Source organism: Variovorax paradoxus, from assembly GCF_022009635.1.
Lineage (GTDB): Bacteria > Pseudomonadota > Gammaproteobacteria > Burkholderiales > Burkholderiaceae_C > Variovorax.
In genome coordinates, this window is sequence record NZ_CP091716.1 from 3,658,344 (window position 1) to 3,683,365 (window position 25,022).

General features: G+C 65.6%; 24 protein-coding genes. 22 read left to right on the top strand and 2 right to left on the bottom strand.

The genetic code is table 11. The features are described 5' to 3' along the window. Positions 1-13 precede the first annotated feature (13 nt). Positions 14-442 carry a hypothetical protein gene (locus L3V85_RS16995; protein ID WP_237680216.1) on the top strand — a complete coding sequence of 143 codons (429 nt, stop codon included), beginning with the start codon at positions 14-16 and terminating at the stop codon, positions 440-442. Here L3V85_RS16995 and L3V85_RS17000 read toward each other — a convergent pair. After that, on the bottom strand, positions 432-1,685 hold the full coding sequence (locus L3V85_RS17000; RefSeq protein WP_237680217.1) for a D-amino acid dehydrogenase: 1,254 nt from the start codon (positions 1,683-1,685) through the stop codon (positions 432-434). The two genes, L3V85_RS16995 and L3V85_RS17000, sit on opposite strands and share 11 nt — an antisense overlap. Positions 1,686-1,738: 53 nt before the next feature. Next, on the bottom strand, positions 1,739-3,064 hold the full coding sequence (locus L3V85_RS17005; protein ID WP_237680218.1) for an amidase: 1,326 nt from the start codon (positions 3,062-3,064) through the stop codon (positions 1,739-1,741). Positions 3,065-3,272: 208 nt separating this feature from the next. On the opposite strand from L3V85_RS17005, the gene rpsB reads away from it, so the two are divergent. The 21 genes from rpsB (at position 3,273) to L3V85_RS17110 (ending at position 25,002) form a co-directional block, all read left to right on the top strand. Continuing rightward, entirely contained in the window at positions 3,273-4,028 is a 756-nt protein-coding gene (gene rpsB, locus L3V85_RS17010) for a 30S ribosomal protein S2 (protein WP_081267266.1), read from the top strand. Between the two features lie 81 nt (positions 4,029-4,109). After that, positions 4,110-5,033, top strand: a complete 924-nt coding sequence (tsf, locus tag L3V85_RS17015) for a translation elongation factor Ts (protein ID WP_237680219.1) — start codon at positions 4,110-4,112, stop codon at positions 5,031-5,033. Between the two features lie 96 nt (positions 5,034-5,129). Next, on the top strand, positions 5,130-5,852 hold the full coding sequence (pyrH, locus tag L3V85_RS17020; RefSeq protein ID WP_081267264.1) for a UMP kinase: 723 nt from the start codon (positions 5,130-5,132) through the stop codon (positions 5,850-5,852). A gap of 11 nt (positions 5,853-5,863) precedes the next feature. Next, the gene (frr, locus tag L3V85_RS17025) at positions 5,864-6,424 is read left to right on the top strand and encodes a ribosome recycling factor (RefSeq protein WP_081267263.1); all 561 of its coding nucleotides are present in this window, start codon (positions 5,864-5,866) and stop codon (positions 6,422-6,424) included. An 8-nt stretch (positions 6,425-6,432) separates the two neighbouring features. Further along, positions 6,433-7,161: a polyprenyl diphosphate synthase gene (gene uppS, locus L3V85_RS17030; RefSeq protein ID WP_237680220.1), complete on the top strand. Its 729-nt coding sequence runs from the start codon at positions 6,433-6,435 to the stop codon at positions 7,159-7,161. A 19-nt stretch (positions 7,162-7,180) separates the two neighbouring features. Continuing rightward, positions 7,181-8,026, top strand: a complete 846-nt coding sequence (locus tag L3V85_RS17035; RefSeq protein WP_237680221.1) for a phosphatidate cytidylyltransferase — start codon at positions 7,181-7,183, stop codon at positions 8,024-8,026. After that, positions 8,023-9,210 (top strand): 1-deoxy-D-xylulose-5-phosphate reductoisomerase, encoded by a 1,188-nt coding sequence (gene ispC, locus L3V85_RS17040; protein WP_237680222.1) that lies wholly within the window; start codon positions 8,023-8,025, stop codon positions 9,208-9,210. The genes L3V85_RS17035 and ispC overlap by 4 nt, the downstream gene beginning before the upstream one ends. A gap of 30 nt (positions 9,211-9,240) precedes the next feature. Further along, complete coding sequence (gene rseP / locus L3V85_RS17045) at positions 9,241-10,611, top strand: RIP metalloprotease RseP (RefSeq protein ID WP_237680223.1); 1,371 nt, start codon at positions 9,241-9,243, stop codon at positions 10,609-10,611. Between the two features lie 38 nt (positions 10,612-10,649). After that, positions 10,650-13,085 (top strand): outer membrane protein assembly factor BamA, encoded by a 2,436-nt coding sequence (gene bamA, locus L3V85_RS17050; protein WP_237680224.1) that lies wholly within the window; start codon positions 10,650-10,652, stop codon positions 13,083-13,085. Next, positions 13,086-13,637 (top strand): OmpH family outer membrane protein, encoded by a 552-nt coding sequence (locus L3V85_RS17055; RefSeq protein WP_237680225.1) that lies wholly within the window; start codon positions 13,086-13,088, stop codon positions 13,635-13,637. It begins immediately after the preceding gene. A gap of 14 nt (positions 13,638-13,651) precedes the next feature. Continuing rightward, positions 13,652-14,629 carry a UDP-3-O-(3-hydroxymyristoyl)glucosamine N-acyltransferase gene (gene lpxD / locus L3V85_RS17060; RefSeq protein ID WP_237680226.1) on the top strand — a complete coding sequence of 326 codons (978 nt, stop codon included), beginning with the start codon at positions 13,652-13,654 and terminating at the stop codon, positions 14,627-14,629. 23 nt (positions 14,630-14,652) lie between these two features. Further along, complete coding sequence (gene fabZ / locus L3V85_RS17065; protein WP_237680227.1) at positions 14,653-15,102, top strand: 3-hydroxyacyl-ACP dehydratase FabZ; 450 nt, start codon at positions 14,653-14,655, stop codon at positions 15,100-15,102. 30 nt (positions 15,103-15,132) lie between these two features. Beyond that, positions 15,133-15,921: an acyl-ACP--UDP-N-acetylglucosamine O-acyltransferase gene (gene lpxA / locus L3V85_RS17070; RefSeq protein WP_237680228.1), complete on the top strand. Its 789-nt coding sequence runs from the start codon at positions 15,133-15,135 to the stop codon at positions 15,919-15,921. Between the two features lie 10 nt (positions 15,922-15,931). Beyond that, positions 15,932-17,080, top strand: coding sequence for a lipid-A-disaccharide synthase (lpxB, locus tag L3V85_RS17075; protein ID WP_237680582.1), 1,149 nt, complete (start codon positions 15,932-15,934; stop codon positions 17,078-17,080). Next, a complete protein-coding gene (rnhB, locus tag L3V85_RS17080) occupies positions 17,052-17,780 on the top strand; it encodes a ribonuclease HII (protein ID WP_237680229.1) in 729 nt (242 codons plus the stop codon). The genes lpxB and rnhB overlap by 29 nt, the downstream gene beginning before the upstream one ends. Before the next feature lie 7 nt (positions 17,781-17,787). After that, entirely contained in the window at positions 17,788-18,573 is a 786-nt protein-coding gene (locus tag L3V85_RS17085) for a TrmH family RNA methyltransferase (protein ID WP_237680230.1), read from the top strand. Between the two features lie 140 nt (positions 18,574-18,713). Continuing rightward, positions 18,714-19,913 carry a glutamine-hydrolyzing carbamoyl-phosphate synthase small subunit gene (carA, locus tag L3V85_RS17090; protein ID WP_237680231.1) on the top strand — a complete coding sequence of 400 codons (1,200 nt, stop codon included), beginning with the start codon at positions 18,714-18,716 and terminating at the stop codon, positions 19,911-19,913. Then, positions 19,906-23,154 (top strand): carbamoyl-phosphate synthase large subunit, encoded by a 3,249-nt coding sequence (gene carB / locus L3V85_RS17095; RefSeq protein ID WP_237680232.1) that lies wholly within the window; start codon positions 19,906-19,908, stop codon positions 23,152-23,154. The genes carA and carB overlap by 8 nt, the downstream gene beginning before the upstream one ends. An 8-nt stretch (positions 23,155-23,162) precedes the next feature. After that, positions 23,163-24,032, top strand: coding sequence for a Kdo hydroxylase family protein (locus tag L3V85_RS17100; RefSeq protein ID WP_237680233.1), 870 nt, complete (start codon positions 23,163-23,165; stop codon positions 24,030-24,032). A 66-nt stretch (positions 24,033-24,098) separates the two neighbouring features. Beyond that, positions 24,099-24,575, top strand: coding sequence for a transcription elongation factor GreA (greA, locus tag L3V85_RS17105; RefSeq protein ID WP_237680234.1), 477 nt, complete (start codon positions 24,099-24,101; stop codon positions 24,573-24,575). Between the two features lie 10 nt (positions 24,576-24,585). Then, on the top strand, positions 24,586-25,002 hold the full coding sequence (locus L3V85_RS17110; protein WP_237680235.1) for a DUF4149 domain-containing protein: 417 nt from the start codon (positions 24,586-24,588) through the stop codon (positions 25,000-25,002). The last annotated feature ends 20 nt before the right edge of the window (positions 25,003-25,022 follow it).

Below are 25,022 nucleotides of genomic sequence, written 5' to 3' on the forward strand. Positions count from 1 at the left end.
CTATGATTCGCGGATGAACTTCAAGAGCCTCGCCTGGGTGCTCGTCCTGCTGCTGGCGGGGCTGGTATTTTTCCTGGGTGCGACCGTTGCCTGGATCGCCGGACTGGCATGGGTGCTGGCGCTGCTGGGCGCTGTGTGGGGTGTGTTTCTATTGGCCCAGCTGAAACGCTGGGTGCCGCTGAGGGATGTGGCCTGGGCCGCCAACATGGGCGTCGGCGTCAGCGTGATCCGCTGGTTCGATCTGCCGGCGGACACCGTTTCGGGCCTGGCGCGCTTCGCGCTGCTTGGCGCCGCTGCGATTTGCCTGATTTTCTTCGCGCTGATCGGCCCCGGCCTTCTGGGGTGGATTGCCGAGCGGCTTCGGCCGCCGCCGGAGCCCGAATTGCCCGTCGAGCAGCCCGCAAGCCCGGAGCGCCTGCGCCGCTGGGATCCTAGAGACTGAGCCGTTCGACGCCGAGCCCTTCGAGGTCGATTCCCGGGTCCTGACCCGCGATCAGGTCGCCCAGCACGCGAGCGCTGCCGCATGACAACGCCCAGCCGCTGGACCCGTGGCCCAGGTTGAGCCACACGCCGGGTATGCCGCTGGCGCCCAGCACTGGCGGCCCGTCGGGGAGCATCGGCCGCGCGCCTTTCCATTGCTGAACGCCCGACTGCAGCGTTGCCGCGCCGGGAAACCAGTCGTGCAGCACTTTGTAGAGCATCTGCACCGAGGCCGGATTCATCGTGTCCAGCGAGCCGCCGATCTCGGCGCTGCCGGCCACGCGCACACGCTGGCCCAGGCGGGAGATCGCGACCTTGTAGCGTTCGTCCATCACCGCGCTGCGCGGCGCATTGAGCGGCTCGCGCACCGGTGCGCTGACCGAGTGGCCGTAGACCGGTGCCATCGGAATGCGCAGTCCCAGCGGGCGCAGCAACGTGGCCGAGGCCAGCCCGGCGCACACGACGATGGCGTCGTAGCGCACGGGGTCCGAGCCGCTCGCCAGCGAAAGCGACGTGGGGGCCGCGCGGCTCAGCGGCGCGATGTCGCAGTTGAAGTGAAACTGCGCGCCCAGTGCTTCGGCCTCCCACTTGAGCAGCAGCGCGAACTGGCGGCAGTTGGCCACTTCGTCTTCCGGCAGGTGGATGGCGCCGGCCAGCGGGGTTTCGGGATTGAGCGCGGGTTCGATCAGCCGGGCCTCGTCGGCATCGACTTCCCTGAAGACGCTGCCGGCCGCGCGCAGCACGTCGAGCCCGGGCTGGACCAGCTTTTTCTCGCGCTTGGAGCGCAGCAGGACGAGGTAGCCGTCGCTGCGCTCGTAGCTCAGTTCGCGCGCCTCGGTCACTTCGTGCAGCCGGGTGCGGCTGTAGAAGGCCAGCCGCTGCATGCGGGCGCGGTTGGCGAGGTAGGTCTCGAGCTTGCAGGCCTTCTGCCAGCGTGACATCCAGCCGATGTCGCGTGAACTCAGCGGCCAGCGCAGCTTGATGGCGCCATGCGAGGACAGCAGCGAGCGCAGCACCTTGCCGCGCATGCCGGGCGCGGCCCAGGGAGTGACGTATCCGGGGGCGACCACGCCCGCGTTGGCGAAACTGGCTTCTTCGGCGGCGGCGCCGCGGCGCTCGAAGACGGTCACTTCATGGCCGTCGGAAACCAGTTCCCAGGCGGTTGTGACGCCGATGATGCCGGCGCCCACGATCGCGATTTTCATTGAATGTTCTAGATAAGAGAGACGGCTGACGCCCGTAGTATGGGCGAAGTCAGCTATTGATTCTGTAGCGTGCGCTCGGTTTGCAGGGCTACTGCGAGCACGGCGTCGTCGTGCAGCGCGGCATGCCAGAGCATGAGGCCGACCGGCAGTTCGCCGGGAGCGTGGCACGGCAGGGAGATGGCGCAGCCGTCGAGCATGTTGACGATCGACGGATTGCGCAGCAGCAGTCCGTTGATGCGGAAGAATTCATCGTCGCGTTCGGCGCCCGGCGCCACGCTGGCGATGGAAGGCGCCGTGATCGGCACGGTGGGCGAGAGCACGGCATCGAACGGGGCCAGCGCTGCCTCGACGCGGGCGATCCAGTCGCGGCGGGCGTGGATCAGGTCGATGTATTCATGCGCCTTCATGCCGGCGCCGCGCAGGATGCGCTGGGCTACGCGGGGGTCGTACCCGGCGCCGCTGCGCTCCAGCAGCAATCGGTGCCAGGCGTGGGACTCGGCTGCCGAGAAACCGCCGGTGGCGTTGATGGTCGCCAACTCGGCCAGTTCGGGCAGCTCGATTTCCTGGATTCGGGCGCCGGCGGCGCGCAGCGTCTTCAGCGAGCGTTCGAATGCGGTGGCCACGGCGGGCTCGATGCCGTCGAAGAACACGTTTTTCACCACGGCGATCCTGTAGGCAGCCAAGGGGGCATTGCCGGCCGTGACGCGGCGGGCCGCGAGGATCTCGTGCGCCGTGATGGCGTCGCGCACCGACCGGGTCATGGCGCAGACGGTGTCGAGCGTGGTCGACAGCGGCAGCGCGCCGTCGGCGGGGGTGAGGCGGGCGGTGTTCTTGAAGCCGACGATGCCGTTCAGCGCCGCCGGAATGCGGATCGAGCCGCCCGTATCGGAACCCAGGCCGATGAAAGCGGCGCCGCTGGCCACCGAGATTGCCGCGCCTGACGACGAGCCACCCGGAATGCGGGGCGTGCCGGCGTCGCTCACGTTGGCGGGTGTGCCGTAGTGCGGATTGACGCCGACGCCGGAGAAGGCGAACTCCGTCATGTTGGTGCGGCCGGTCAGTACGCCGCCAGCGGCGCGCAGCCGCGCCACGGCGAGGGCATCGGTTTTGGCGGCTGGCGCGTGCGACAGCACCATGGAGCCGGCGGGCGTCGGCTGGCCCGCGACGTCGAACAGGTCCTTGCTGGTGAATGCGAGGCCGGAAAGCCGGCTGTCGGGGCCGATGCCGGCGACGGCCTGGCGGGCTTCGTCGAACATCGTGCGGGTGAAAACATGGGCGCAGGCCGGCGACTGCGAGACGTCGATGGCGCGCTCCAATTCGGTGCGTGCATCGGAGCCACCTGCCAGGAGGGAGAGACGGGTGGCGTGGAGGTCGTTCATGGGTGGCTGCAGTGCCGCGCGGGCGGCTCGGGTTCAGGAAGAGGGCAGAGTGGCCGTGCTATACTCTTTGGGTTTCGCTGGTCGAGCGACGGGTTCCGTTGCATCCAGTCAAACACATCCGCAAACCGGCCCAATCAAGGTGTTGTGACTCCATCCAAGGGAGCGCAAAACGGGCTGGATTTTAGACCCAACCTTTGGAGTAATTTCAATGTCTACCACCATGCGCGAAATGCTGGAAGCCGGTGTCCATTTCGGTCACCAAACCCGCTTCTGGAACCCCAAGATGGCTCCGTTCATCTTCGGCCATCGCAACAAGATCCACATCATCAACCTGGAAAAGTCGCTCCCGATGTTCCAGGACGCGATGAAGTACGCCAAGCAGCTCACCGCCAACCGCGGCACGATCCTGATGGTCGGCACGAAGCGCCAGGCCCGTGAAATCGTTGCTGCCGAAGCCCGCCGCGCCGGCGTGCCCTTCGTCGACACCCGCTGGCTCGGCGGCATGCTGACCAACTTCAAGACCGTCAAGACCTCGATCAAGCGTCTGAAGGACATGAAGGCCCAGCAGGAAGCCGGCCTCGACTCGCTGAGCAAGAAGGAGCAACTGACCTTCTCGCGCGAAATCGAGAAGCTCGAAAAGGACATCGGCGGCATCCAGGACATGACCGCTCTGCCCGACGCCATCTTCGTGATCGACGTGGGCTTCCACAAGATCGCCGTTGCTGAAGCCAAGAAGCTCGGCATTCCGCTGATCGGCGTGGTCGACTCCAACCACTCGCCCGAAGGCATCGACTACGTGATCCCCGGCAACGACGACTCGTCGAAGGCTGTCACGCTGTACGCCCGCGGCATCGCCGACGCCATCATCGAAGGCCGCAACAGCGCCACCGGTGACGTGGTCAAGGCCATCGCCGAAGGCGGTAGCGACGAATTCGTCGAAGTCGAAGAAGGCGCTTCGGCCTGATTCGCGCGCTCGCGAGCCTGAGGAAGGGGCTTTGGTGCCCCTTTTTTTTAACCTGATTTTTGGAATTACGGAGATACACAAATGGCTGCAATCACCGCAAGCATGGTCGGCGAACTGCGCGCGAAGACTGACGCGCCCATGATGGAATGCAAGAAGGCCCTGACGGAGGCCGACGGCAACATGGAAAAGGCCGAAGAGCTGCTGCGCATCAAGCTCGGCAACAAGGCTGGCAAGGCATCTGGCCGCATCACCGCCGAAGGCGTGGTCACGGCTTTCGTCGACGGCGCTGCCGGCGGCATGATCGAAATCAACTGCGAAACCGACTTCGTCACCAAGAACGACAGCTTCCTGGCCATGGCCAACGCTGCCGCGATGCTGGTCGCCAAGCACAACCCCGCCGACATCGCCGCGCTGGGCGCGCTGGCCTATGAGCAAGACGGTTTCGGCCCCACGCTCGAAGACGTGCGCAAGGGCCTGATCGGCAAGATCGGCGAGAACATGAGCTTCCGCCGCTTCAAGCATTTCACGGGCAACGGCAAGCTGGCTTCGTACCTGCACGGCACGCGCATCGGCGTGATGGTCGAGTTCGAAGGCGACGACACGTCGGCCAAGGACGTGGCAATGCACATCGCCGCCATGAAGCCGGTCGCCATCCAGGCTTCCGACGTGCCTGCCGACCTGATCGAAAAGGAACGTGCAGTTGCCAAGGGCAAGGCCGACGAAGACCGCAAGACGGCCGAAGCCGAAGGCAAGAAGCCCCAGCCTGACGACATCGTCGCCAAGCGCATCGAAGGCGGCGTGCAGAAGTTCCTGAAGGAAGTTTCGCTGCACAACCAGCCGTTCGTGAAGAACGACAAGCAGACCGTCGAGCAGATGCTCAAGGCCGCCGACACCTCGATCAAGGGTTTCACCCTGTACGTGGTCGGCGAAGGCATCGAGAAGAAAGTCGACGACTTCGCCGCCGAAGTGGCCGCGCAAGTTGCTGCTGCCAAGGCTGCTGCCTGATCCAGCCGCCACACAAGCGGCGGTGCGCGAACGCGTGCCGCCGCTTTTTCACCGCTACGTTTTACACTCGCCCCCGCCAACTCAAGGAAATTGCCCATGTCTGATGCCCGCCCAGCCCACAAGCGAATCTTGTTGAAGCTGTCGGGAGAGGCGTTGATGGGCGACGACGCGTTCGGCATCAATCGCGCCACCATCGTCCGCATGGTCGAGGAAATCGCCGAAGTGGTGAACATGGGCGTCGAAGTGGCCGTGGTCATCGGCGGCGGCAACATCTTCCGCGGCGTCGCGGGAGGTTCCGTCGGCATGGATCGCGCCACGGCCGACTACATGGGCATGCTGGCCACCGTGATGAACGCGCTGGCACTGGCCGACACCATGAACAAGCAGAACCTGGTGGCCCGGGTGATGTCCGCCATTGCCATCGAGCAGGTGGTCGAGCCCTACGTGCGCCCCAAGGCCCTGCAGTACCTCGAAGAGGGCAAGGTCGTGGTGTTCGCCGCCGGCACGGGCAACCCGTTCTTCACCACCGACACGGCCGCCGCGCTGCGCGGTGCCGAAATCGGTGCCGAGCTGGTGCTCAAGGCGACCAAGGTCGATGGCGTGTACACCGCCGACCCCAAAACCAACCCCAATGCAACGCGCTACGCCACGCTGACTTTCGACGAGGCAATCGCGCAAAATCTCGGCATCATGGACGCCACGGCCTTTGCGCTGTGCCGCGACCAGAAGCTGCCGATCAAGGTGTTCTCGATCTTCAAGAACGGCGCGCTCAAGCGCGTCGTCATGGGCGAGGACGAAGGCACGCTGGTGCATGCCTAGGAGTATTTGAGATGACCATTGCAGACATCCGCAATGCGACCGACGCGAAGATGAATCAGTCGCTCGCCGCATTCCAGAACAACCTCACCAAGATCCGTACGGGCCGCGCCAACTCGGCACTGCTCGACTCGATCCACGTCGAGTACTACGGCTCGCAAGTGCCGCTGAGCCAGGTGGCCAACGTGTCGGTACTCGACTCGCGCACCATCAGCGTCCAGCCCTGGGAAAAAGGCATGGGCGCCAAGATCGAGAAGGCCATCCGCGAAAGCGACCTGGGCTTGAACCCTGCTTCGATGGGCGACCTGATCCGCGTGCCGCTTCCCGCCATGAGCGAAGAGCGCCGCAAGGAAATGACCAAGCTGGTCCGCAATGAAGGCGAGAGCGCCAAGATCGCCACGCGCAACCTGCGCCGCGACGCGAACGAGTCGGTCAAGAAGCTGGTCAAGGACAAGCTGGCGTCCGAAGACGATCAGAAGCGTGCCGAAGCCGAAATCCAGAAGGTCACCGACCGCCACATCGCGGAAATCGACCGCCTGGTCGCGGCCAAGGAAGCGGAGATCATGGCCGTTTGAGGCCTGCCATGGCCTCGTCAACGCCGCGCGTTCCGCATCACGTTGCCATCGTCATGGACGGCAACGGCCGTTGGGCGACGCGGCGTTTCCTGCCCCGCGTCGCGGGGCACAAGCAGGGCGTCGAATCGCTGCGCCGCTGCGTCAAGGCCTGCGCCGACCGCGGCGTAGGCGTGCTCACGGTGTTCGCGTTTTCGTCCGAGAACTGGAATCGGCCCGTCGAGGAAGTTTCCGGACTCATGGAGTTGATGGTCGGTGCGCTCGCCCGCGAAGTGCCCCGACTCAGCAGCGACGGCGTGCGACTGTACTTCGTCGGCGAACGCGGCGGCCTGTCGCCGAAGATGGTGAAGGGGCTGGTCGACGCCGAAGCGGCGACCGCGCACAACGAGCGCATGGTGCTCAACGTCTGCTTCAACTACGGCGGCCGGTGGGACGTTGCGCAGGCAGCTGCAAAGCTGGTGGCGCGAGGCGAAGCGGTTACCGAGGCGAGCCTCGACCGGGCGATGTCGTTGGCCCACGTGCCCGATCCCGATCTGTTCATCCGCACGGGCGGCGAGCAGCGGTTGTCCAATTTCCTGCTCTGGCAAAGTGCCTACGCAGAGCTTTTCTTCAGCGACAAGCTGTGGCCGGAATTCGACGAGGCTGCGCTGGACGAGGCCATCGCCGCGTTCCAGGGCCGCGAGCGGCGCTTCGGTCAAACCTCGGCACAGGTCTCGCCCCCCCAGGGGCAGGCGGCCTGACGGCCCGACAACCTCCCGCATGCTCAAACAACGCATCCTCACGGCGATCGTGCTGCTCGCGATCCTGCTGCCGGCGCTGTTCTACCGAAACTACATTCCTTTTGCTTGCGTGATGCTGGTGCTGATCGGCGCCGCAGCTTGGGAATGGGGGCGCCTGAACGGCTACGGCCAGCGGCTTTCGGTGTTCCTGGGCGTCGAGACAGTGCTGCTTTGTGCGCTGTCGTGGTGGCTGGGCCTGCTGGAGCAGTCGCTGGTGCTGATGTGGACCCTGGCCGGCGCGGCCTGGGTGCTGGGTGGCGCGGCGCTGCTTCGCGTGGCGGTGCCGGGCTGGCCCCGCATTCCGCGCGGCCTGCGGCTGGTCGGCGGCCTTTTGGCGCTCTGGGTTGCGTGGCTCGCCGCTGTGCAGGCACGCATGGTCGGCATCAATTTCCTGCTGTCCATCCTCGTGCTGGTGTGGGTCGCCGACGTGTTCGCCTATTTCGCCGGCCGGGCCTTCGGGCTCAAGTTCACGCGCAACAAGCTCGCTCCCGCGATCAGTCCCGGCAAGAGCTGGGAAGGCGTCTGGGGCGGAATGATCGGCGTGGTGGTGCTGGCCTTTGCCTGGGTCTGGGCCGACAAGGCCGCTGGCGCGACCGTCGCCAGCCTCTACACCCGGCTCAATGAGCGCGGCTGGTGGCTGCTGCTGCTGGGCGCGCTGTTTCTTGCGGCAATGAGTGTCGTCGGCGACCTCGTCGAATCGCTCATCAAGCGAAGCGCCGGCGCCAAGGACAGCAGCAAGCTGCTGCCCGGCCACGGCGGCGTACTCGACCGCGTGGATGCCCTCTTGCCGGCGCTTCCCATTGCCATGATGCTGGCTTCTCTGTGAATACTCCCAAACAACGCGTCACTGTGCTTGGTTCGACCGGTTCGGTCGGTGTCAGCACGCTCGACGTTATTTCGCGCCACCCCGAGCGTTTCGAGGTTTTCGCGCTGTCCGCCGCCACCAAGGTGGACGAACTGCTGGCGCAGTGCGCGCGGTTCCTGCCGCGTTTTGCCGTCATGGCCAGCGCGCCGCATGCGGCGCTGCTGGCTGAAAAGCTCAAGCAGAACAACCTGAAAACCGTTGTCCTGATGGATGGCGATGCTCTTGAAAAGATAGCAGCGCACGAAGAGGTCGATGCGGTCATGGCGGCTATCGTCGGCGCCGCTGGCCTCGGCCCTTGCCTGGCTGCCGCGCGTGCCGGCAAGCGCCTGCTGCTGGCCAACAAGGAAGCGCTGGTCGTCGGCGGCGAGTTGTTCATGCGCACGGTGCGCGAGGGCGGTGCCACGCTGCTGCCGATCGACAGCGAGCACTCGGCCATTTTCCAGTCGCTGCCCGAAGACCCGACTACCTGGTCGCGCCGCATCGACAAGATCATCCTGACCGCCTCGGGCGGCCCGTTCCGCACGCGCGCGCCAGAGACCCTGGGCTCCGTGACGCCCGAGCAGGCCTGTGCTCATCCGAACTGGGTCATGGGCCGAAAGATCTCGGTCGACTCGGCCACGATGATGAACAAGGCGCTCGAAGTGATCGAGGCGCGCCACCTGTTCGGCGTGTCGCCGGAGCAGATCGAGGTCGTCATCCATCCGCAGAGCGTGGTGCATTCGATGGTGCAATTCACCGACTCGTCGGTCATCGCCCAACTCGGCACGCCCGACATGCGGGTGCCGATCGCTGTCGGCCTGGCCTGGCCCGAGCGCATCGAGAGCGGCGCCGCCCGGCTCGATTTCCGCCAGATGGCCTCGCTGACCTTCACCGCGCCCGACGCCGCATTGTTCCCGGGGCTGGGCCTGGCATGGCACGCGTTGCGCGCCGCGCCGGGTACGACGGCCGTGCTCAATGCCGCCAACGAGGTCGCGGTTGAAGCATTCCTTGACCGGCGGCTGCGTTTCGACCGTATTCATGCGGTCAACATGGAAACTTTGGAGACGGTCTCCCCCTCCAAGCCGGCATCGCTGGCCGACCTGCTGGCCCTGGATGCCAGCGCCCGCGCGGCCGCCAATGCCGCGGCGCTGCGTTTCGCAGCCTGACGACCCACCCTTACAGCTCAGAGGACCCGGATGCTTACTGTCATAGCCTTTGTGGTCGCCCTCGGCGTGCTCATCGCGGTGCACGAATACGGCCACTACCGGGTCGCCGTGGCCTGTGGTGTCAAGGTGGAGCGCTTTTCGGTCGGGTTCGGCAAGGTGCTGTTCCGCTGGCAGCCCAAGCGGCAGCATCCGGGGCAATCGACCGAGTTCGTCATCGGCGCTTTCCCGCTGGGCGGCTACGTCAAGATGCTCGACGAGCGCGAAGGCCCGGTCGCCCCCGAAGAGCGCCATCGCGCCTTCAATACCCAGCCGCTGCGCTCGCGCGCGGCCATCGTCGCGGCGGGTCCGATCGCCAACCTGCTGCTGGCGGTGGTGCTTTACACGGCGGTCAACTGGATCGGCGTGCAGGAGCCGGTCGCCAAGCTGGGCCGGCCGGTGGCGGCTTCGATGGCCGAGTCCGCGGGCCTGCACGGCGGCGAATACATCACCCGTGCGGGCTTCGACGGCGATCTGTCTCCGGTGCAGTCTTTCGAGGACCTGCGCTGGCGCATGACGCGCGGCGCGCTCGACGGCCATGACCTGACGCTCGAAGTGGCGGGCGAGGGCGGTCGCCCCGCTCGCACGCTGGTGCTTCCCCTGAGCAGCCTCGAGACCCGGGATGCCGATCCGCAGATGTTCCGCAAGATCGGCGTGCTCTCGCCCCTGACCAAGCCGGAAATCGGTGAAGTCATGGCCGGCAGCGCCGCTGAGCGCGCGGGCCTTCGCAACGGCGACGTGGTGCGCGCCATCGGCGACACCGCCATCGTCGACGGGCAGCAGCTGCGTGAAGTAATCCGCGCCTCGGTCGACGGCAGCCAGCCGCGCACCCAGGCCTGGAAGATCGAGCGCGGCGGCCAGTCGCTCACGATCGACGTCAAGCCGGAGGTACGGGAAGAGGGCGCCGCCAAGGTCGGCCGCATCGGTGCCTACGTGGGCGCTCCCCCCGAAATGGTGACGGTGCGCCAGGGGCCGGTCGACGGCGTCTGGCGTGGCGTGGTGCGCACCTGGGAGGTGTCGGCGCTGACCGTGCGGATGATGGTCAAGATGGTCATTGGTGAAGCTTCCCTTAAGAATCTGAGCGGTCCGCTCACCATTGCCGACTATGCCGGCAAGTCCGCCAGCCTCGGCCTGACGCAGTATCTGGTCTTCCTGGCGCTCATCAGCGTGAGCCTTGGCGTGCTCAATCTCATGCCGCTGCCAGTCCTCGATGGGGGGCACCTGATGTATTATCTTTGGGAGGGCCTGACCGGGAAAAGCGTCTCTGACGCCTGGATGGAACGGCTGCAGCGGGGCGGGGTTGCCCTGTTGCTGGTCATGATGTCGGTCGCACTCTTCAACGACGTCACGCGGCTCTTTGGTTAACTTTCTGCCGGCCCTTTCCGTGCCGGCTCAATTCACAGATGAACAAAAACTTCAGTCGCTTTCGCCTGCGTAGCGTTGTCGCGGTGGTCGCCAGTGCACTCGCCGCCACGGCAGCCTGGGCCGTAGAGCCTTTCACGGTGCGTGACATTCGCGTCGAAGGCCTGCAACGCGTCGAAGCCGGCACGATCTTCGCGTCGCTGCCCCTGCGCGTGGGCGATACCTACAGCGACGAGCGCGGTTCGGCCGCGATCCGCGCGCTGTTCGAGCTGGGGTTGTTCAAGGATGTGCGCATCGACGTGAACGGCAACGTGCTGGTGGTGATCGTCGAAGAGCGGCCCACCATCGCCGATGTCGATTTCGTCGGCACCAAGGAATTCGACAAGGCCGCGCTGACGAAGGCGCTGCGCGAAGTCGGCCTGACCGATGGCCGTCCGTACGACAAGGCACTGACCGACCGCGCCGAGCAGGAGCTCAAGCGCCAGTACGTGAGCCGCAGCCTGTACAACGCGCAGGTCGTGACGACCGTCACGCCCATCGAGCGCAACCGCGTCAACCTGACCTTCACGGTCACCGAAGGCGAATCCGCCCGCATCCGCGAAGTGCACGTGGTGGGCAACAAGGCCTTCAGCGAATCGACGCTGCTGAGCCTGTTCGACCAGGACAGCGGCGGTTTCATGAGCTGGTACACGAAGTCGAACCAGTACTCGCGCGCCAAGCTCAACGCCGACCTCGAAACCCTGCGCTCGTACTACATCACGCGCGGCTACCTCGAGTTCCGCATCGACTCGACCCAGGTCGCCATTTCGCCGGACCGCAAGGATCTGACGGTGACGGTGAACATCTCCGAAGGCGAGAAGTTCGTGGTTGCAGGCGTCAAGCTCGACGGCAACTACCTCGGTCGCGACGATGAGTTCAAGTCGCTGATCACCATCAAGCCGGGCGAGCCCTACAACGGTGAGCAGGTCACGGAGACCACCAAGGCCTTCAACGACTACTTCGGCACCTTCGGCTATGCGTTCGCCCGCGTGCAGGCGCGTCCGGACATCGACCGTGTGAACAACCGCGTCACGCTGACGCTGCAGGCCGAGCCGTCGCGCCGCGTGTACGTGCGCCGCGTGATGGTCGGCGGCAACAACAAGACCCGCGACGAAGTGATCCGCCGCGAGTTCCGCCAGTACGAAGCCTCGTGGTACGACGGCGACAAGATCAAGCTGTCGCGCGACCGCGTCGACCGCCTGGGCTTCTTCACCGAAGTGAACGTCGAAACGCAGGAAGTGCCTGGCTCGCCCGACCAGGTCGACCTGACTGTCAACGTGGCCGAAAAGCCCACCGGCAGCCTGCAACTGGGCGCTGGTTACTCGAGCTCCGACAAGGTCGCGCTGACCTTCGGCATCTCGCAGGAAAACGTGTTCGGCTCCGGCAACTTCCTGGGCGTGCAGGTCAACACCAGCAAGTACAACCGTACGCTGTCGCTGACCACGACCGATCCGTACTTCACGAAGGACGGCATCTCGCGCACGATCAGCGTCTACCACACGACGACACGGCCGTACTCGACGTCGGAAGACGGCGACTACAAGCTCGTCAACCAGGGCGCTTCGATCCGCTTCGGCGTGCCGTTCAGCGAGGTCGACACCGTGTTCTTCGGCATCGGCCTCGAGCGCTACGCCTTCGACCCGAACCGGTCGTCGATCTTCGCGGGCCTGTACACGCCGAATTCGTACCTCAGCTACTTCAAGTGCCAGAAGGACTCGACCGGGTTCTTCGTGCTCGGATGCGACCAAAAGAGCGTCTGGGGTGTTCCCCTGTCCGTCGGCTGGGGCCGCGACAGCCGCGACAGCGCGCTGACCCCGACCACGGGCCGCCTGCAGCGCGCCAACCTCGAGTTGGGCGTCGGCGGCGACATGAAGTACATCAAGACGAACTACCAGTACCAGCAGTTCTTCGCGATCAACAAGCAGTACACCTTCTCGGTCAACGGCGAAGTGGGCTATGCCAAGGCACTTGGCAGCACGACTTACCCGATCTTCAAGAACTTCTACGCCGGTGGTCTCGGTTCGATCCGTGGCTTCGAGCAGAACTCGCTGGGTCCGCGCGACGTGCCGCTCTTCGGTCAGACCGACGGCGCCGCGCTGGGCGGCACCAAGAAGGCCATCTTCAATGCCGAGCTGAGCACGCCGTTCCCGGGTGCCGGCAACGACCGTACGCTGCGCCTGTACAGCTTCTTCGACATCGGCAATGTGTTCGGTTCCCGTGCGCCTGGCCTGACGGATGCGCAGTGGAGTGCACAGAAGAAGCTGCGCGCTTCGGTCGGCCTCGGTGTCAGCTGGATCTCGCCACTGGGCCCGCTGCGCCTGGCTTATGCCTTCCCCATCAAGTCCCAGAAGGAAGTCACGGATCCGAACACCGGCCTCGTCACGATCCCGAAGGATAGAATCCAGCGCCTCCAATTCCAGATCGGAACGTCTTTCTAAATGAAGCATTTGATTCGCGCCGCGGCCGGTGCGTTGTTGATCCCCGCTTTCGTGTTCGCTGCCGCGCCTGCCCAGGCGCAAGCACAGGAAACCTTTCGCATCGGTTTCGTGAATCCGGACCGCGTGCTGCGCGAAGCCCAGCCTGCCAAGGCCGCCCAGGCCAAGCTCGAGGCTGAGTTTCTCAAGCGCGAGAAAGACCTGACCGCGCAAGGCGAGGCGCTGAAGGCGGCGTCCGAGAAGTTCGAGCGCGAGGCTCCGACGCTGTCTGAAGCCCAGCGTGTCTCGCGCCAGCGGTCGCTGGTCGACCAGGACCGTGACTTCCAGCGCAAGCGCCGCGAATTCCAGGAAGACCTGAATGCGCGCAAGAACGAAGAGCTCCAGCAGGTCTACGAGCGTGCCAACCGTGTCGTGAAGCAGGTGGCCGAGGCCGAGAAGTATGACGCCATCCTGCAGGAAGCGATCTACATCAACCCGAAGCACGACATCACCGACAAGGTGATCAAGGCGCTGAACGCGTCGGTCGGCTCTCCTGCGCCCGCGGCCGGCAAGTAACGCCGCGAACCGGCGTGTCACTGCAGCTCGGAGCCATCGTTGACGCCCTCGGGGGCGAGCTTCATGGCGATGCGGCGCTGTCCATCGAGCGGCTGGCGCCGCTGCAGAATGCACAGCCCGATGCGCTCAGCTTCCTGAGCCATCCCAAATACCAGCAGGAACTGGCGGCCTCGAAGGCCGCCTGCGTGATCGTTTCGCCCGCCATGCGCGAGGCGGCCGGCGCGCGGGGCGCCTTCATCGTCACGCCTGATCCTTATTTCTACTTCGCGCGCCTGACGCAACTCTGGAAGGCGCACCATGCGCGTCCGGATGCCGACCGCATTCATCCCAGTGCGGTGATCCATGCCGAGGCGCATGTCGACCCCACGGCGCGCATCGGCGCGCTGTGCGTGGTGGAGCGGGGCGCACGCATCGGCGCGGGCACGGTGCTGAAGTCGCGCGTGACGGTCAGCGAAGATTGCTCGATCGGCGAGCGCTGCCTGCTGCATCCGGGCGTGGTCATCGGGGCAGACGGCTTCGGCCTGGCGCTGCACCAGGGGCAGTGGGTCAAGATCGAGCAGTTGGGTGCGGTGCGCATCGGAAATGACGTCGAAATCGGCGCCAACACCTGCATCGATCGCGGCGCGCTCGACGACACGGTGATCGAGGACGGCGTCAAGCTCGACAACCTGATCCAGATCGGCCACAACGTGCGCGTCGGCAAGAACACCGCGATGGCGGGCTGCGTCGGCGTGGCCGGCAGCGCGATCATCGGCGCCAACTGCACCTTCGGCGGCGGCGCCATCGTGCTGGGTCATCTGACGGTGGCGGACGGCGTTCACGTATCCGCCGCGACCATCGTTACCCGTTCACTCCACAAGGCCGGTCAATACACCGGTATGTTTCCCATCGATGACAATGCGAGCTGGGAAAAGAATGCGGCAACGCTCAAGCAGTTGCACAGCCTGCGCGAACGACTGAAGGCGCTGGAGAAGGCTCCCTCGAAAAAATGACGACGATGCAGGAACAAAAAATCATGACGACGACGCTCGATATCCATCAAATCCTCAAGCTGCTCCCCCACCGCTACCCGTTCCTGCTGGTGGACCGCGTGCTGGACATGGAAAAGGGCAAGCGCATCACGGCGCTCAAGAACGTGACGATGAACGAGCCGTTCTTCAACGGCCACTTCCCGCACCGCCCGGTGATGCCGGGCGTGCTGATGCTCGAAGCCATGGCCCAGGCCGCGGCGCTGCTGTCGTTCCATTCGCTCGACATCGTGCCGGACGACAACACTGTCTACTACTTTGCCGCCATCGACGGCGCGCGCTTCAAGCGGCCCGTGGAACCCGGCGACCAGCTGACGCTCGAAGTCGAAATCGAGCGCATGAAGGCCGGCATCTCGAAGTTCAAGGGTCGCGCCCGGGTGGGCAGCGAACTCGCCTGCGAGGCCACGCTGATGTGCGCCATGCGCCAGATCAGCTGATCCGGCCACAGCCAGTCGTTTTCACAAGGCATGACCCAGGTTCATTCGACAGCAATCGTCGACCCCCAGGCAGAACTCGACGCCTCGGTGTCGGTCGGGCCCTATACCGTGATCGGCCCGCACGTGCGGATCGCCGCGGGCACCACCGTCGGCGCGCATTGCGTGATCGAAGGGCGCACCACCATCGGGCGCGACAACAGGATCTTCCAGTTCTCGTCCCTCGGCGCCGTGCCGCAGGACAAGAAGTACGCCGGGGAGCCGACCGAACTCGTCATCGGCGACCGCAACGTCATTCGCGAGTTCTGCACCTTCAACCTCGGCGTGCCGGGGGCGGGCGGCGTGACGCGCGTGGGCAGCGACAACTGGATCATGGCGTACACGCACATCGCGCACGACTGTCGTGTCGACAACCACACCACGCTGTCCAACAACACCACGCTGGCCGGCCACGTGCATCTGGCCGACTGGGTGACGATCGGTGGGCTCACGGGCATTCACCAGTTCGTCTCGGTCGGCGCCCATGCCATGGTCGGCTTTGCGAGCGCCATATCGCAAGACGTGCCGCCCTTCATGCTGGTCGACGGCAATCCGTTGGCGGTGCGCGGCTTCAACATCGTCGGCCTGCGTCGGCGCGACTTTTCCGCCCAGCGGCTCGCGGCGGTGAAGCAGATGCACCGGCTGCTGTACCGCCAGGGCAAGACGCTCGAGGAAGCGCGCACGGACATTGCCGCGCTTGCCACGGAAATGCCGGAAGCGGCGGGCGACGTCGCGTTGATGGAATCCTTCCTGGCCAACTCGACGCGCGGCATCGCGCGCTGACGTGACCGCGATGCAGAAGGACGGACAGCGACGCTTTGCGCTGGTCGCGGGCGAAGCCTCCGGCGACCTGCTCGCTGGACTGCTGCTCGACGGCCTGCAGGCCCGCTGGCCGGACCTGCAGACGGTCGGCATCGGCGGTCCCCGCATGCTGGCCCACGGCTTCCAGAGCTGGTGGCCGCAAGAGAAGCTCGCGGTGCGCGGTTACGTCGAGGTGCTGCGGCACTACGCTGAAATCGCCGGCATCCGCCGCCAGCTCAAGGCCCGCCTGCTGCGCGAATGGGCCGAGCTGTTCATCGGCGTCGACGCTCCCGATTTCAATCTCGATCTCGAAGCAGGCCTGCGCAGCCGCGGCATGAAGACGGTGCATTTCATCTGCCCGTCGATCTGGGCCTGGCGGCCGGAGCGCATCGAGAAGGTCCGCGCCGCTGCCGACCATGTGCTGTGCATCTTTCCCTTCGAGCCCGCGTTGCTGGCTGAGCACGGCGTTGCGGGCAGCTACGTCGGCCATCCCCTGGCCAACGTGATCCCGATGACGCCCGACCGCGCCGGCGCACGCGCTGCGATGGGTTTCGCGCCCGACGCACAGGTCGTGGCCCTGCTGCCCGGCAGCCGTCGCTCTGAAGTGCGCTACCTGGCCGCCCGGTTCTTCGCCGCTGCGGCGCTGATGCAGAAGGAGCGACCGGGCGTCCAGTTCGTGGCGCCCATCATTCCGAGCTTGCGCGCGGAAGTCGAGGGGCTGCTGCATGCCAGCGGCATGACCGGCCGCGTGAAGCTGCTCGACGGCCAGTCGCATGCCGCGCTGGCCGCCTGCGACGCCACGCTGATCGCCAGCGGCACCGCCACGCTCGAAGCCGCGCTGTTCAAGCGGCCGATGGTCATCGCGTACAACATGAACGCGCTCTCGTGGCGTCTCATGCAGCGCAAGCAGCTGCAGCCCTGGGTCGGCCTGCCCAACATCCTGTGCCGCGATTTCGTGGTGCCCGAGCTGCTGCAGGAAGCCGCCACCCCGGAAGCGCTCGCCAAGGCCACGTTGGCCTGGCTCGACGCACCCGAGAAGACGCAAGCGCTGCAACAAAAATTTTCAGAGCTGCATGTGCAATTGCAGCGCGATACGCCGACACTTTGCGCCGATGCGATCCAGAAAGTTCTTGAAGGCTGAGCAGGCCCCGCTGGTGTGGGATGCACCGGGGCTGCTTGCGGGCGTCGACGAGGCGGGGCGCGGCCCCCTGGCCGGCCCCGTGGTGGCTGCTGCCGTGATCCTCGACGACCTGCGGCCGATCCGCGGGCTGGCCGATTCCAAGACCCTCACGGCCCTGCAGCGCGAACGCCTGCACGACCAGATCCTGGCCAAGGCGCTGTGCTGCTCGATCGCTCAGGCCACCGTCGACGAAATCGACACCCACAACATCCTGCAGGCGACCATGCTTGCGATGCGTCGCGCCGTCGAGGGCCTGCGGCTGAAGCCGGCGAAGGTGCTGGTCGACGGCAACCGCTTGCCGACGCTCGACGTGCTGGCCGAGGCCATCGTCAAGGGCGACGCCCGGGTCAAGGCGATCTCCGCTGCGTCGATCCTGGCGAAGGTGCACCGCGACCGCCTGTGCGAGCAACTCCATGCCGAGTTTCCCGATTACGGCTTTGCCGGCCACAAGGGCTACGGCACGCCCGAGCACCTGGAGGCGCTGAAGCGCCACGGCGCCTGCGTGCACCACCGGAAGTCTTTCAGTCCGGTGGCGGCTGCGCTGGCTCGCACGGCAGCGGCGGCGGGTGCCGGTGTGCCGGCGGGGGCGGGATCGGTATCGCCGACGATGGTCATCAGCGTGACCGAGTCGGTGCGCCTCGATCTGCGCGCCTCGCCCTGAACCCCGAATGACCTCCGATACCGGCGCCAGCCACATCAGCTCGCGCGACAACCCGCTGCTCAAGGATCTGCGCAAGCTCGCGCAGGATCCCGGGGCGTACCGCAAGCTGGGCCGCATCTGGCTCGAAGGCGACCACCTGTGCCGGGCCGCGCTGGCACGCGGCGTCAAGCCGGCGATCGCGGTGTTTTCAGAGTCTTTCTGGCCCCAGGCGCCGGCCGAATGGGCCCGCGATGCGGCCAAGACGGTCGTCGTCAGCGACGACCTTCTGCGCGGCGTCAGCGGACTGGAGTCGCCGGCGCCCATGGGTTTCGTGCTCGACCTGCCGGTGCGGCCCGAACTGCTGCCCGACGCGCCCAGCGTGGTGCTCGATCGCCTGCAGGACGCCGGCAATGCCGGCTCCATCCTGCGCAGTGCGGCGGCATTCGGGTTTACCCAGGTGATCGCGCTCAAGGGCACTGCGGCGCTGTGGGCGCCGAAGGTGCTGCGCGCCGGCATGGGCGCCCATTTCGGCCTGCGGCTGATAGAGGGCGTGGAGGCCGAGGCACTGGATGCATTGACAGTGCCTCTCCTGGCCACCAGCTCGCACCGCGGCGAGTGGCTGCACAAGGCTGACCTGCCGCACCCCTGCGCCTGGCTCATGGGGCACGAAGGGCAGGGCGTGTCGGCCGCGCTCGAGGCCCGGGCCACGCACCACATCCGCATCGCCCAGCCCGGCGGCGAGGAGTCGCTGAACGTGGCTGCAGCAGCCGCAATTTGTCTTCATGCCAGCGGTGCGACCCTGCAGGGCAAATAGCACATCCAGTCCGAGCTACAATCGGGGGCTTACTCGCAATAGCGTCGCCCGGCCGCCTTTAACGCCAAAATCCCCTTAAGCAGCAGTCCGCAGGCAACGCGCCTGGGGCTCCGGGCGACCGTAACCATCCGGAGAACCCAGTGCTTTTGTCTCTCAAGGGAAGTTTCCCGCCCGCCATCCTGGCGCTCGCAGACGGCACGGTCTTTCAAGGCAATTCGATCGGAGCCGCCGGCTCCACGACCGGTGAGGTGGTGTTCAACACCGCCATGACCGGTTACCAGGAAATCCTCACCGACCCGAGCTACTGCCAGCAGATCGTGACCCTCACGTATCCGCACATCGGCAACTACGGCGTCAACGGCGAGGACATCGAAGCCGACAAGATCCATGCCGCGGGCCTGATCATCAAGGACCTGCCCCTCGTCGCCTCCAACTTCCGCAAGACCGCCACGCTGACCGAGTACCTCGTGTCCGGCAACACGGTGGCCATCGCGAACATCGACACCCGCAAGCTCACGCGTCACCTGCGCACCCACGGCGCGCAGAACGGCTGCATCCTGGGCCTCGCGGAAGGCGAGACCGTGACGCAGGCGTTGATCGACAAGGCCATCGCCGCCGCCAAGGCCGCGCCGAGCATGGCAGGGCTCGACCTGGCCAAGGTGGTGTCGGTCACGCAGACCTACGAGTGGACCGAGACCGAGTGGAAGCTCGTCAATCTGAACGGTAAGCCGGGCTACGGCGTGCAGATCACGCCGAAGTTCCACGTCGTTGCCTTCGACTACGGCGTCAAGAAGAACATCCTGCGCATGATCGCCCAGCGCGGCGCGCGCATCACCGTGGTGCCGGCGCAGACGCCCGCGGCCGACGTGCTCAAGCTGAAACCCGATGGCATCTTCCTGGCCAACGGCCCCGGTGACCCGGAGCCCTGCGACTACGCCATCAGCGCGGTCAAGGAACTCATCGAGACCGGCATTCCCACCTTCGGCATCTGCCTGGGCCACCAGATCATGGCGCTGGCTTCCGGCGCCAAGACCTTCAAGATGAAGTTCGGCCACCACGGCGCGAACCATCCGGTGAAGGACCTCGACAACGGCCGCGTGAGCATCACCAGCCAGAACCACGGCTTCGCGGTCGACGAGAAGTCGCTGCCGGCCAACCTGCGTCCCACCCACGTCAGCCTGTTCGACAACACGCTGCAGGGGCTGGCGCGCACCGACAAGCCCGCGTTCTGCTTCCAGGGCCACCCTGAAGCCTCGCCGGGCCCGCACGACATCGGCTATCTGTTCGATCGCTTCACGGCACTCATGGAAAAGCACAAGACGGAGAACAAGAATGCCTAAGCGCACAGACCTCAAATCGATCCTCATCATCGGCGCCGGCCCGATCATCATCGGCCAGGCGTGCGAGTTCGACTATTCCGGCGTGCAAGCCTGCAAGGCGCTGCGCGAGGAGGGCTACAAGGTCATCCTGATCAACAGCAACCCCGCGACGATCATGACCGACCCGGCCACGGCCGATGTCACCTACATCGAGCCCATCACTTGGCAGACGGTTGAAAAAATCATCGCCAAGGAACGCCCTGACGCGATCCTGCCGACGATGGGCGGCCAGACCGCGCTGAACTGCGCGCTCGACCTCTGGCGCAACGGCGTGCTCGACAAGTACACGGGCGCTGCCACCAACAAGCCGGTCGAGCTGATCGGCGCCACGCCCGAGGCCATCGACAAGGCCGAAGACCGCCTGAAGTTCAAGGACGCGATGACCAAGATCGGACTGGGCTCGGCCCGCTCCGGCATCGCGCACTCGATGGACGAAGCCTGGGCGGTTCAGAAGAGTGTCGGCTTCCCGACGGTCATCCGCCCCAGCTTCACGCTCGGCGGCACGGGCGGCGGCATTGCCTACAACCCGGAAGAGTTCGAGACCATCTGCAAGCGCGGCATCGAAGCCTCGCCCACCAACGAGCTGCTGATCGAAGAATCGCTGCTCGGCTGGAAAGAGTACGAGATGGAAGTCGTGCGCGACAAGGCCGACAACTGCATCATCGTCTGCTCGATCGAAAACCTCGACCCGATGGGCGTGCACACCGGCGACTCGATCACCGTGGCCCCCGCGCAGACGCTGTCCGACAAGGAATACCAGATCCTGCGCAACGCCTCGCTGGCCGTGCTGCGCGAGATCGGCGTCGACACCGGCGGCTCGAACGTACAGTTCTCCATCAACCCGAAGGACGGCCGCATGGTCGTCATCGAGATGAACCCGCGCGTGTCGCGTTCGTCGGCGCTGGCCTCCAAGGCCACGGGCTTCCCGATCGCCAAGGTCGCGGCCAAGCTGGCCGTGGGCTACACGCTCGACGAACTGCGCAATGAAATCACCGGCGGCGCCACCCCCGCGTCGTTCGAGCCCTCGATCGACTACGTGGTCACCAAAATCCCGCGTTTCGCCTTCGAGAAATTCCCGCAGGCCGATTCGCGCCTCACCACGCAGATGAAGTCGGTGGGCGAGGTGATGGCCATGGGGCGCACCTTCCAGGAGTCGTTCCAGAAGGCCCTGCGCGGCCTCGAAGTGGGCGTGGACGGTCTGAACGAGAAGACGCAGGACCGCGAAGTGCTCGAAAAGGAACTGGGCGAGCCTGGTCCCGAGCGCATCTGGTACGTGGGCGATGCCTTCGCCATGGGCCTGAGCGTGGACGAGGTGTTCGCGCTGACCAAGATCGACCCGTGGTTCCTGGTGCAGATCGAAGAGATCGTGAAGATCGAGCTCGAACTGGAAACCAAGTCGCTCGACGACATCGACCGCGACACGCTGCTCGCGCTGAAGAAGAAGGGCTTCTCCGACCGCCGCCTGGCGCGCCAGCTGAAGACCACCGACACGGCCATCCGCGAGAAGCGTCGCGCCCTGGGCGTGCGCCCGGTCTACAAGCGCGTCGACACCTGCGCGGCCGAGTTCGCGACCAACACGGCCTACATGTACTCGACCTATGAGGACGAGTGCGAAGCCGATCCGACCGACAAGAAGAAGATCATGGTGCTCGGCGGCGGTCCCAACCGCATCGGCCAGGGCATCGAGTTCGACTACTGCTGCGTGCACGCCGCGCTCGCCATGCGCGAGGACGGCTACGAGACCATCATGGTCAACTGCAACCCCGAGACCGTGTCGACCGACTACGACACCTCGGACCGTCTGTACTTCGAGCCGCTGACGCTCGAAGACGTGCTCGAGATCGTCGATAAGGAAAAGCCGCTCGGCGTGATCGTGCAGTACGGCGGCCAGACGCCGCTGAAGCTCGCGCTCGACCTCGAGGCCAATGGCGTGCCGATCATCGGCACCTCGCCCGACATGATCGACGCGGCCGAAGACCGCGAGCGCTTCCAGAAGCTGCTGCATGAGCTCAAGCTGCTGCAACCGCCGAACGCGACCGCGCGCACCGAAGCCGAAGCCCTCGAAAAGGCCGCGGCACTGGGCTATCCGCTGGTGGTGCGCCCGAGCTACGTGCTGGGCGGCCGCGCGATGGAAATCGTGCACGAGCAGCGCGACCTCGAGCGCTACATGCGCGAAGCGGTCAAGGTCAGCAACGACTCGCCGGTGCTGCTCGACCGCTTCCTGAACGACGCTGTCGAATGCGACGTCGACTGCCTGCGCGACGCCGAGGGCCAGACCCTGATCGGCGGCGTGATGGAGCACATCGAACAGGCCGGCGTGCACTCGGGCGACTCCGCCTGCTCGCTGCCGCCCTACAGCCTGAGCGCCGACACGGTGGCCGAGCTGAAGCGCCAGAGCGCCGCGATGGCGGCCGCGCTGAACGTGGTTGGCCTGATGAACGTGCAGTTCGCCATCCAGCAGAAGGACGGCAAGGACGTCATCTACGTGCTCGAAGTGAACCCGCGCGCCTCGCGCACCGTGCCTTACGTGAGCAAGGCCACTGGCATCCAGCTCGCCAAGGTGGCGGCACGCTGCATGGCCGGCCAGTCGCTGAAGTCGCAGGGCGTGACGAAGGAAGTCACGCCGCCGTATTTCAGTGTGAAGGAAGCCGTGTTCCCGTTCGTCAAGTTCCCGGGCGTGGACACCATCCTCGGCCCCGAGATGAAGTCGACCGGCGAAGTGATGGGCGTGGGCAAGACCTTCGGCGAAGCCTTCGTGAAGTCGCAACTGGGCGCCGGCACGCACCTGCCGAAGTCGGGCAAGGTCTTCATCTCGGTGAAGAACAACGACAAGGCGCGTGCCGTGGAAGTGGCGCGAGGCCTGGTCAAGCTCGGCTTCGTGCTGACGGCCACCAAGGGCACGGCAGCCGCCATCAACGCCGCGGGCATCGAGTGCGCGACGGTGAACAAGGTGACCGAAGGCCGCCCGCACATCGTGGACATGATCAAGAACAACGAGATTGCCCTGGTCATCAACACGGTGGAAGAGCGCCGCAATGCCATCACCGATTCGCGGCAGATCCGCACGTCGGCACTGCTGGCGCGCGTGACCACGTTCACCACGATCTTCGGCGCCGAAGCCGCGGTGGAAGGCATGGGCTTCATGGACGAACTCGGCGTGATCTCGGTGCAGGAGATGCACGCGCAACTGGCCTCGGCCTGAGCGTCATCATGGAAACGCAGCTCGTCGAACTGGACCTGACGGACTGGAACGCGGCCACGCCCAACGAGGCGTGGATCGCGGAACTGGAAGCAGGCAAGGTGCTGTACTTTCCGCGCCTGGGCTTCGAGCTGCTGCCCGAAGAGCGCAGCCTGCTCACGCCCAGCCTGCTGTCGCCCGACGTGCGCAACATCAGCCTCGATGCCAACGGCAAGCTCAAGGGCGCCGTGGGCGACGAGGCGGTGCAGCGCACGGCGGCCGCGATGGTGGGGCGTTTTCGGGCGCAGGCCACGCAACTCATTCATGGGTTGCTGCCGCATTACACGTCGGCGCTGCGTCTTGCCCCCACCAGCTACCGGCCGGCGCAGGTCGAGACGCGCGTGCAGTCGTGGCGCGCGGACGACCGGCGTTTGCATGTCGACGCATTTCCGTCGCGGCCCAACTATGGCGAACGCATCCTGCGTGTGTTCACCAACGTCAATCCTGAAGGCGCACCGCGCGTGTGGCGCGTGGGCGAGCCTTTCGAGGATATCGCCCGGCGCTTCCTGCCGCGCGCCAAGCCCTATGCGCGCTGGCAGGCCAAGCTGCTGCAGGCACTGCATGTGACCAAGTCGTTCCGCAGCGAGTACGACCACCTGATGCTGCAGCTGCACGACGGCATGAAGTCGGACATGGCGTACCAGGAAAGTTCGCCGCAGGAGACCGCCAAGTTCCCGCCGGGTTCCGTGTGGGTGTGCTTCTCCGACCAGACCTCGCACGCGGTGATGGCAGGGCAATACATGCTCGAACAGACCCTTCATCTGGCTGCTTCGAAGCAATACAATCCCGACTCGAGCCCGCTCGCCATCCTGAGCCGGCTGACCGGACGCACACTCGTCTGATCAATTCCCTCAATCGACCGCCGAACGGCAGCGTTCGGCGGTTTCGCTTTATGGAGAAACAACAACATGGCAACCATTCCGATCACCAAGCGCGGCGCTGAAAAACTGCGTGCCGAATTGCATCAGCTCAAGACGGTGGACCGTCCCTGGGTCATCAACGCCATTTCCGAAGCACGTGCCCAGGGCGACCTGAGCGAGAACGCCGAATACGAAGTCGCCAAGGACCGCCAGGGCTTCATCGAAGGCCGCATCCAGGAAGTCGAGGGCAAGCTGTCCGCCGCGCAGGTCATCGACCCGAGCGAGCTCGATGCAGGCGGCAAGGTGGTGTTCGGCTCTACCGTCGAACTCGAGGAAGAAGAGTCCGGCGAAGCCGTGAAGTACCAGATCGTAGGCGAGGACGAAGCCGACCTGAAGCTCGGCCTCATCAACATCTCCAGCCCGATCGCGCGCGCGCTCATCGGCAAGGAAGAGGGCGACACCGCCGAAGTGCAGGCGCCCGGCGGCCTGAAGCGCTACGAGATCGTGGCCGTTCGCTACCTCTGATTTTCAATTCATGAAAGACCGCGTTGCGCTGATGCTGGCCGCCTTCTGGTGGGGCAGCCTCACCACGATCGGCTTTCTGGTGGTGCCGATGCTGTTCGCCAGGCTCGGCAATCCATCGGTGGCGGGCAATTTCGCGGCGCAGCTGTTCGAGGCACAAAGCTGGATCGCCGTCGCCTGTGGGCTGATCCTGCTGATCCACTTTCGCGCCAAGGCCGACGACCGCATGGACGGTCCCGCGATGACGGCGATTTTCCTGATCCTCGGGGCTCTGCTGCTGGCGCTGCTTCAGCAGTACGCCGTGGCGCCGCGCATCGTGGCGCGCGACAACCTCAAGCTGTGGCACGCCGTGGGCAGCGGCATGTACCTCGTGCAGTGGGTGTGTGCCGGCGTGCTGCTGTGGCGCATGGGCGCCCGCAAGCCGGGCTGATCTACGGCGCGGCGGAGGCG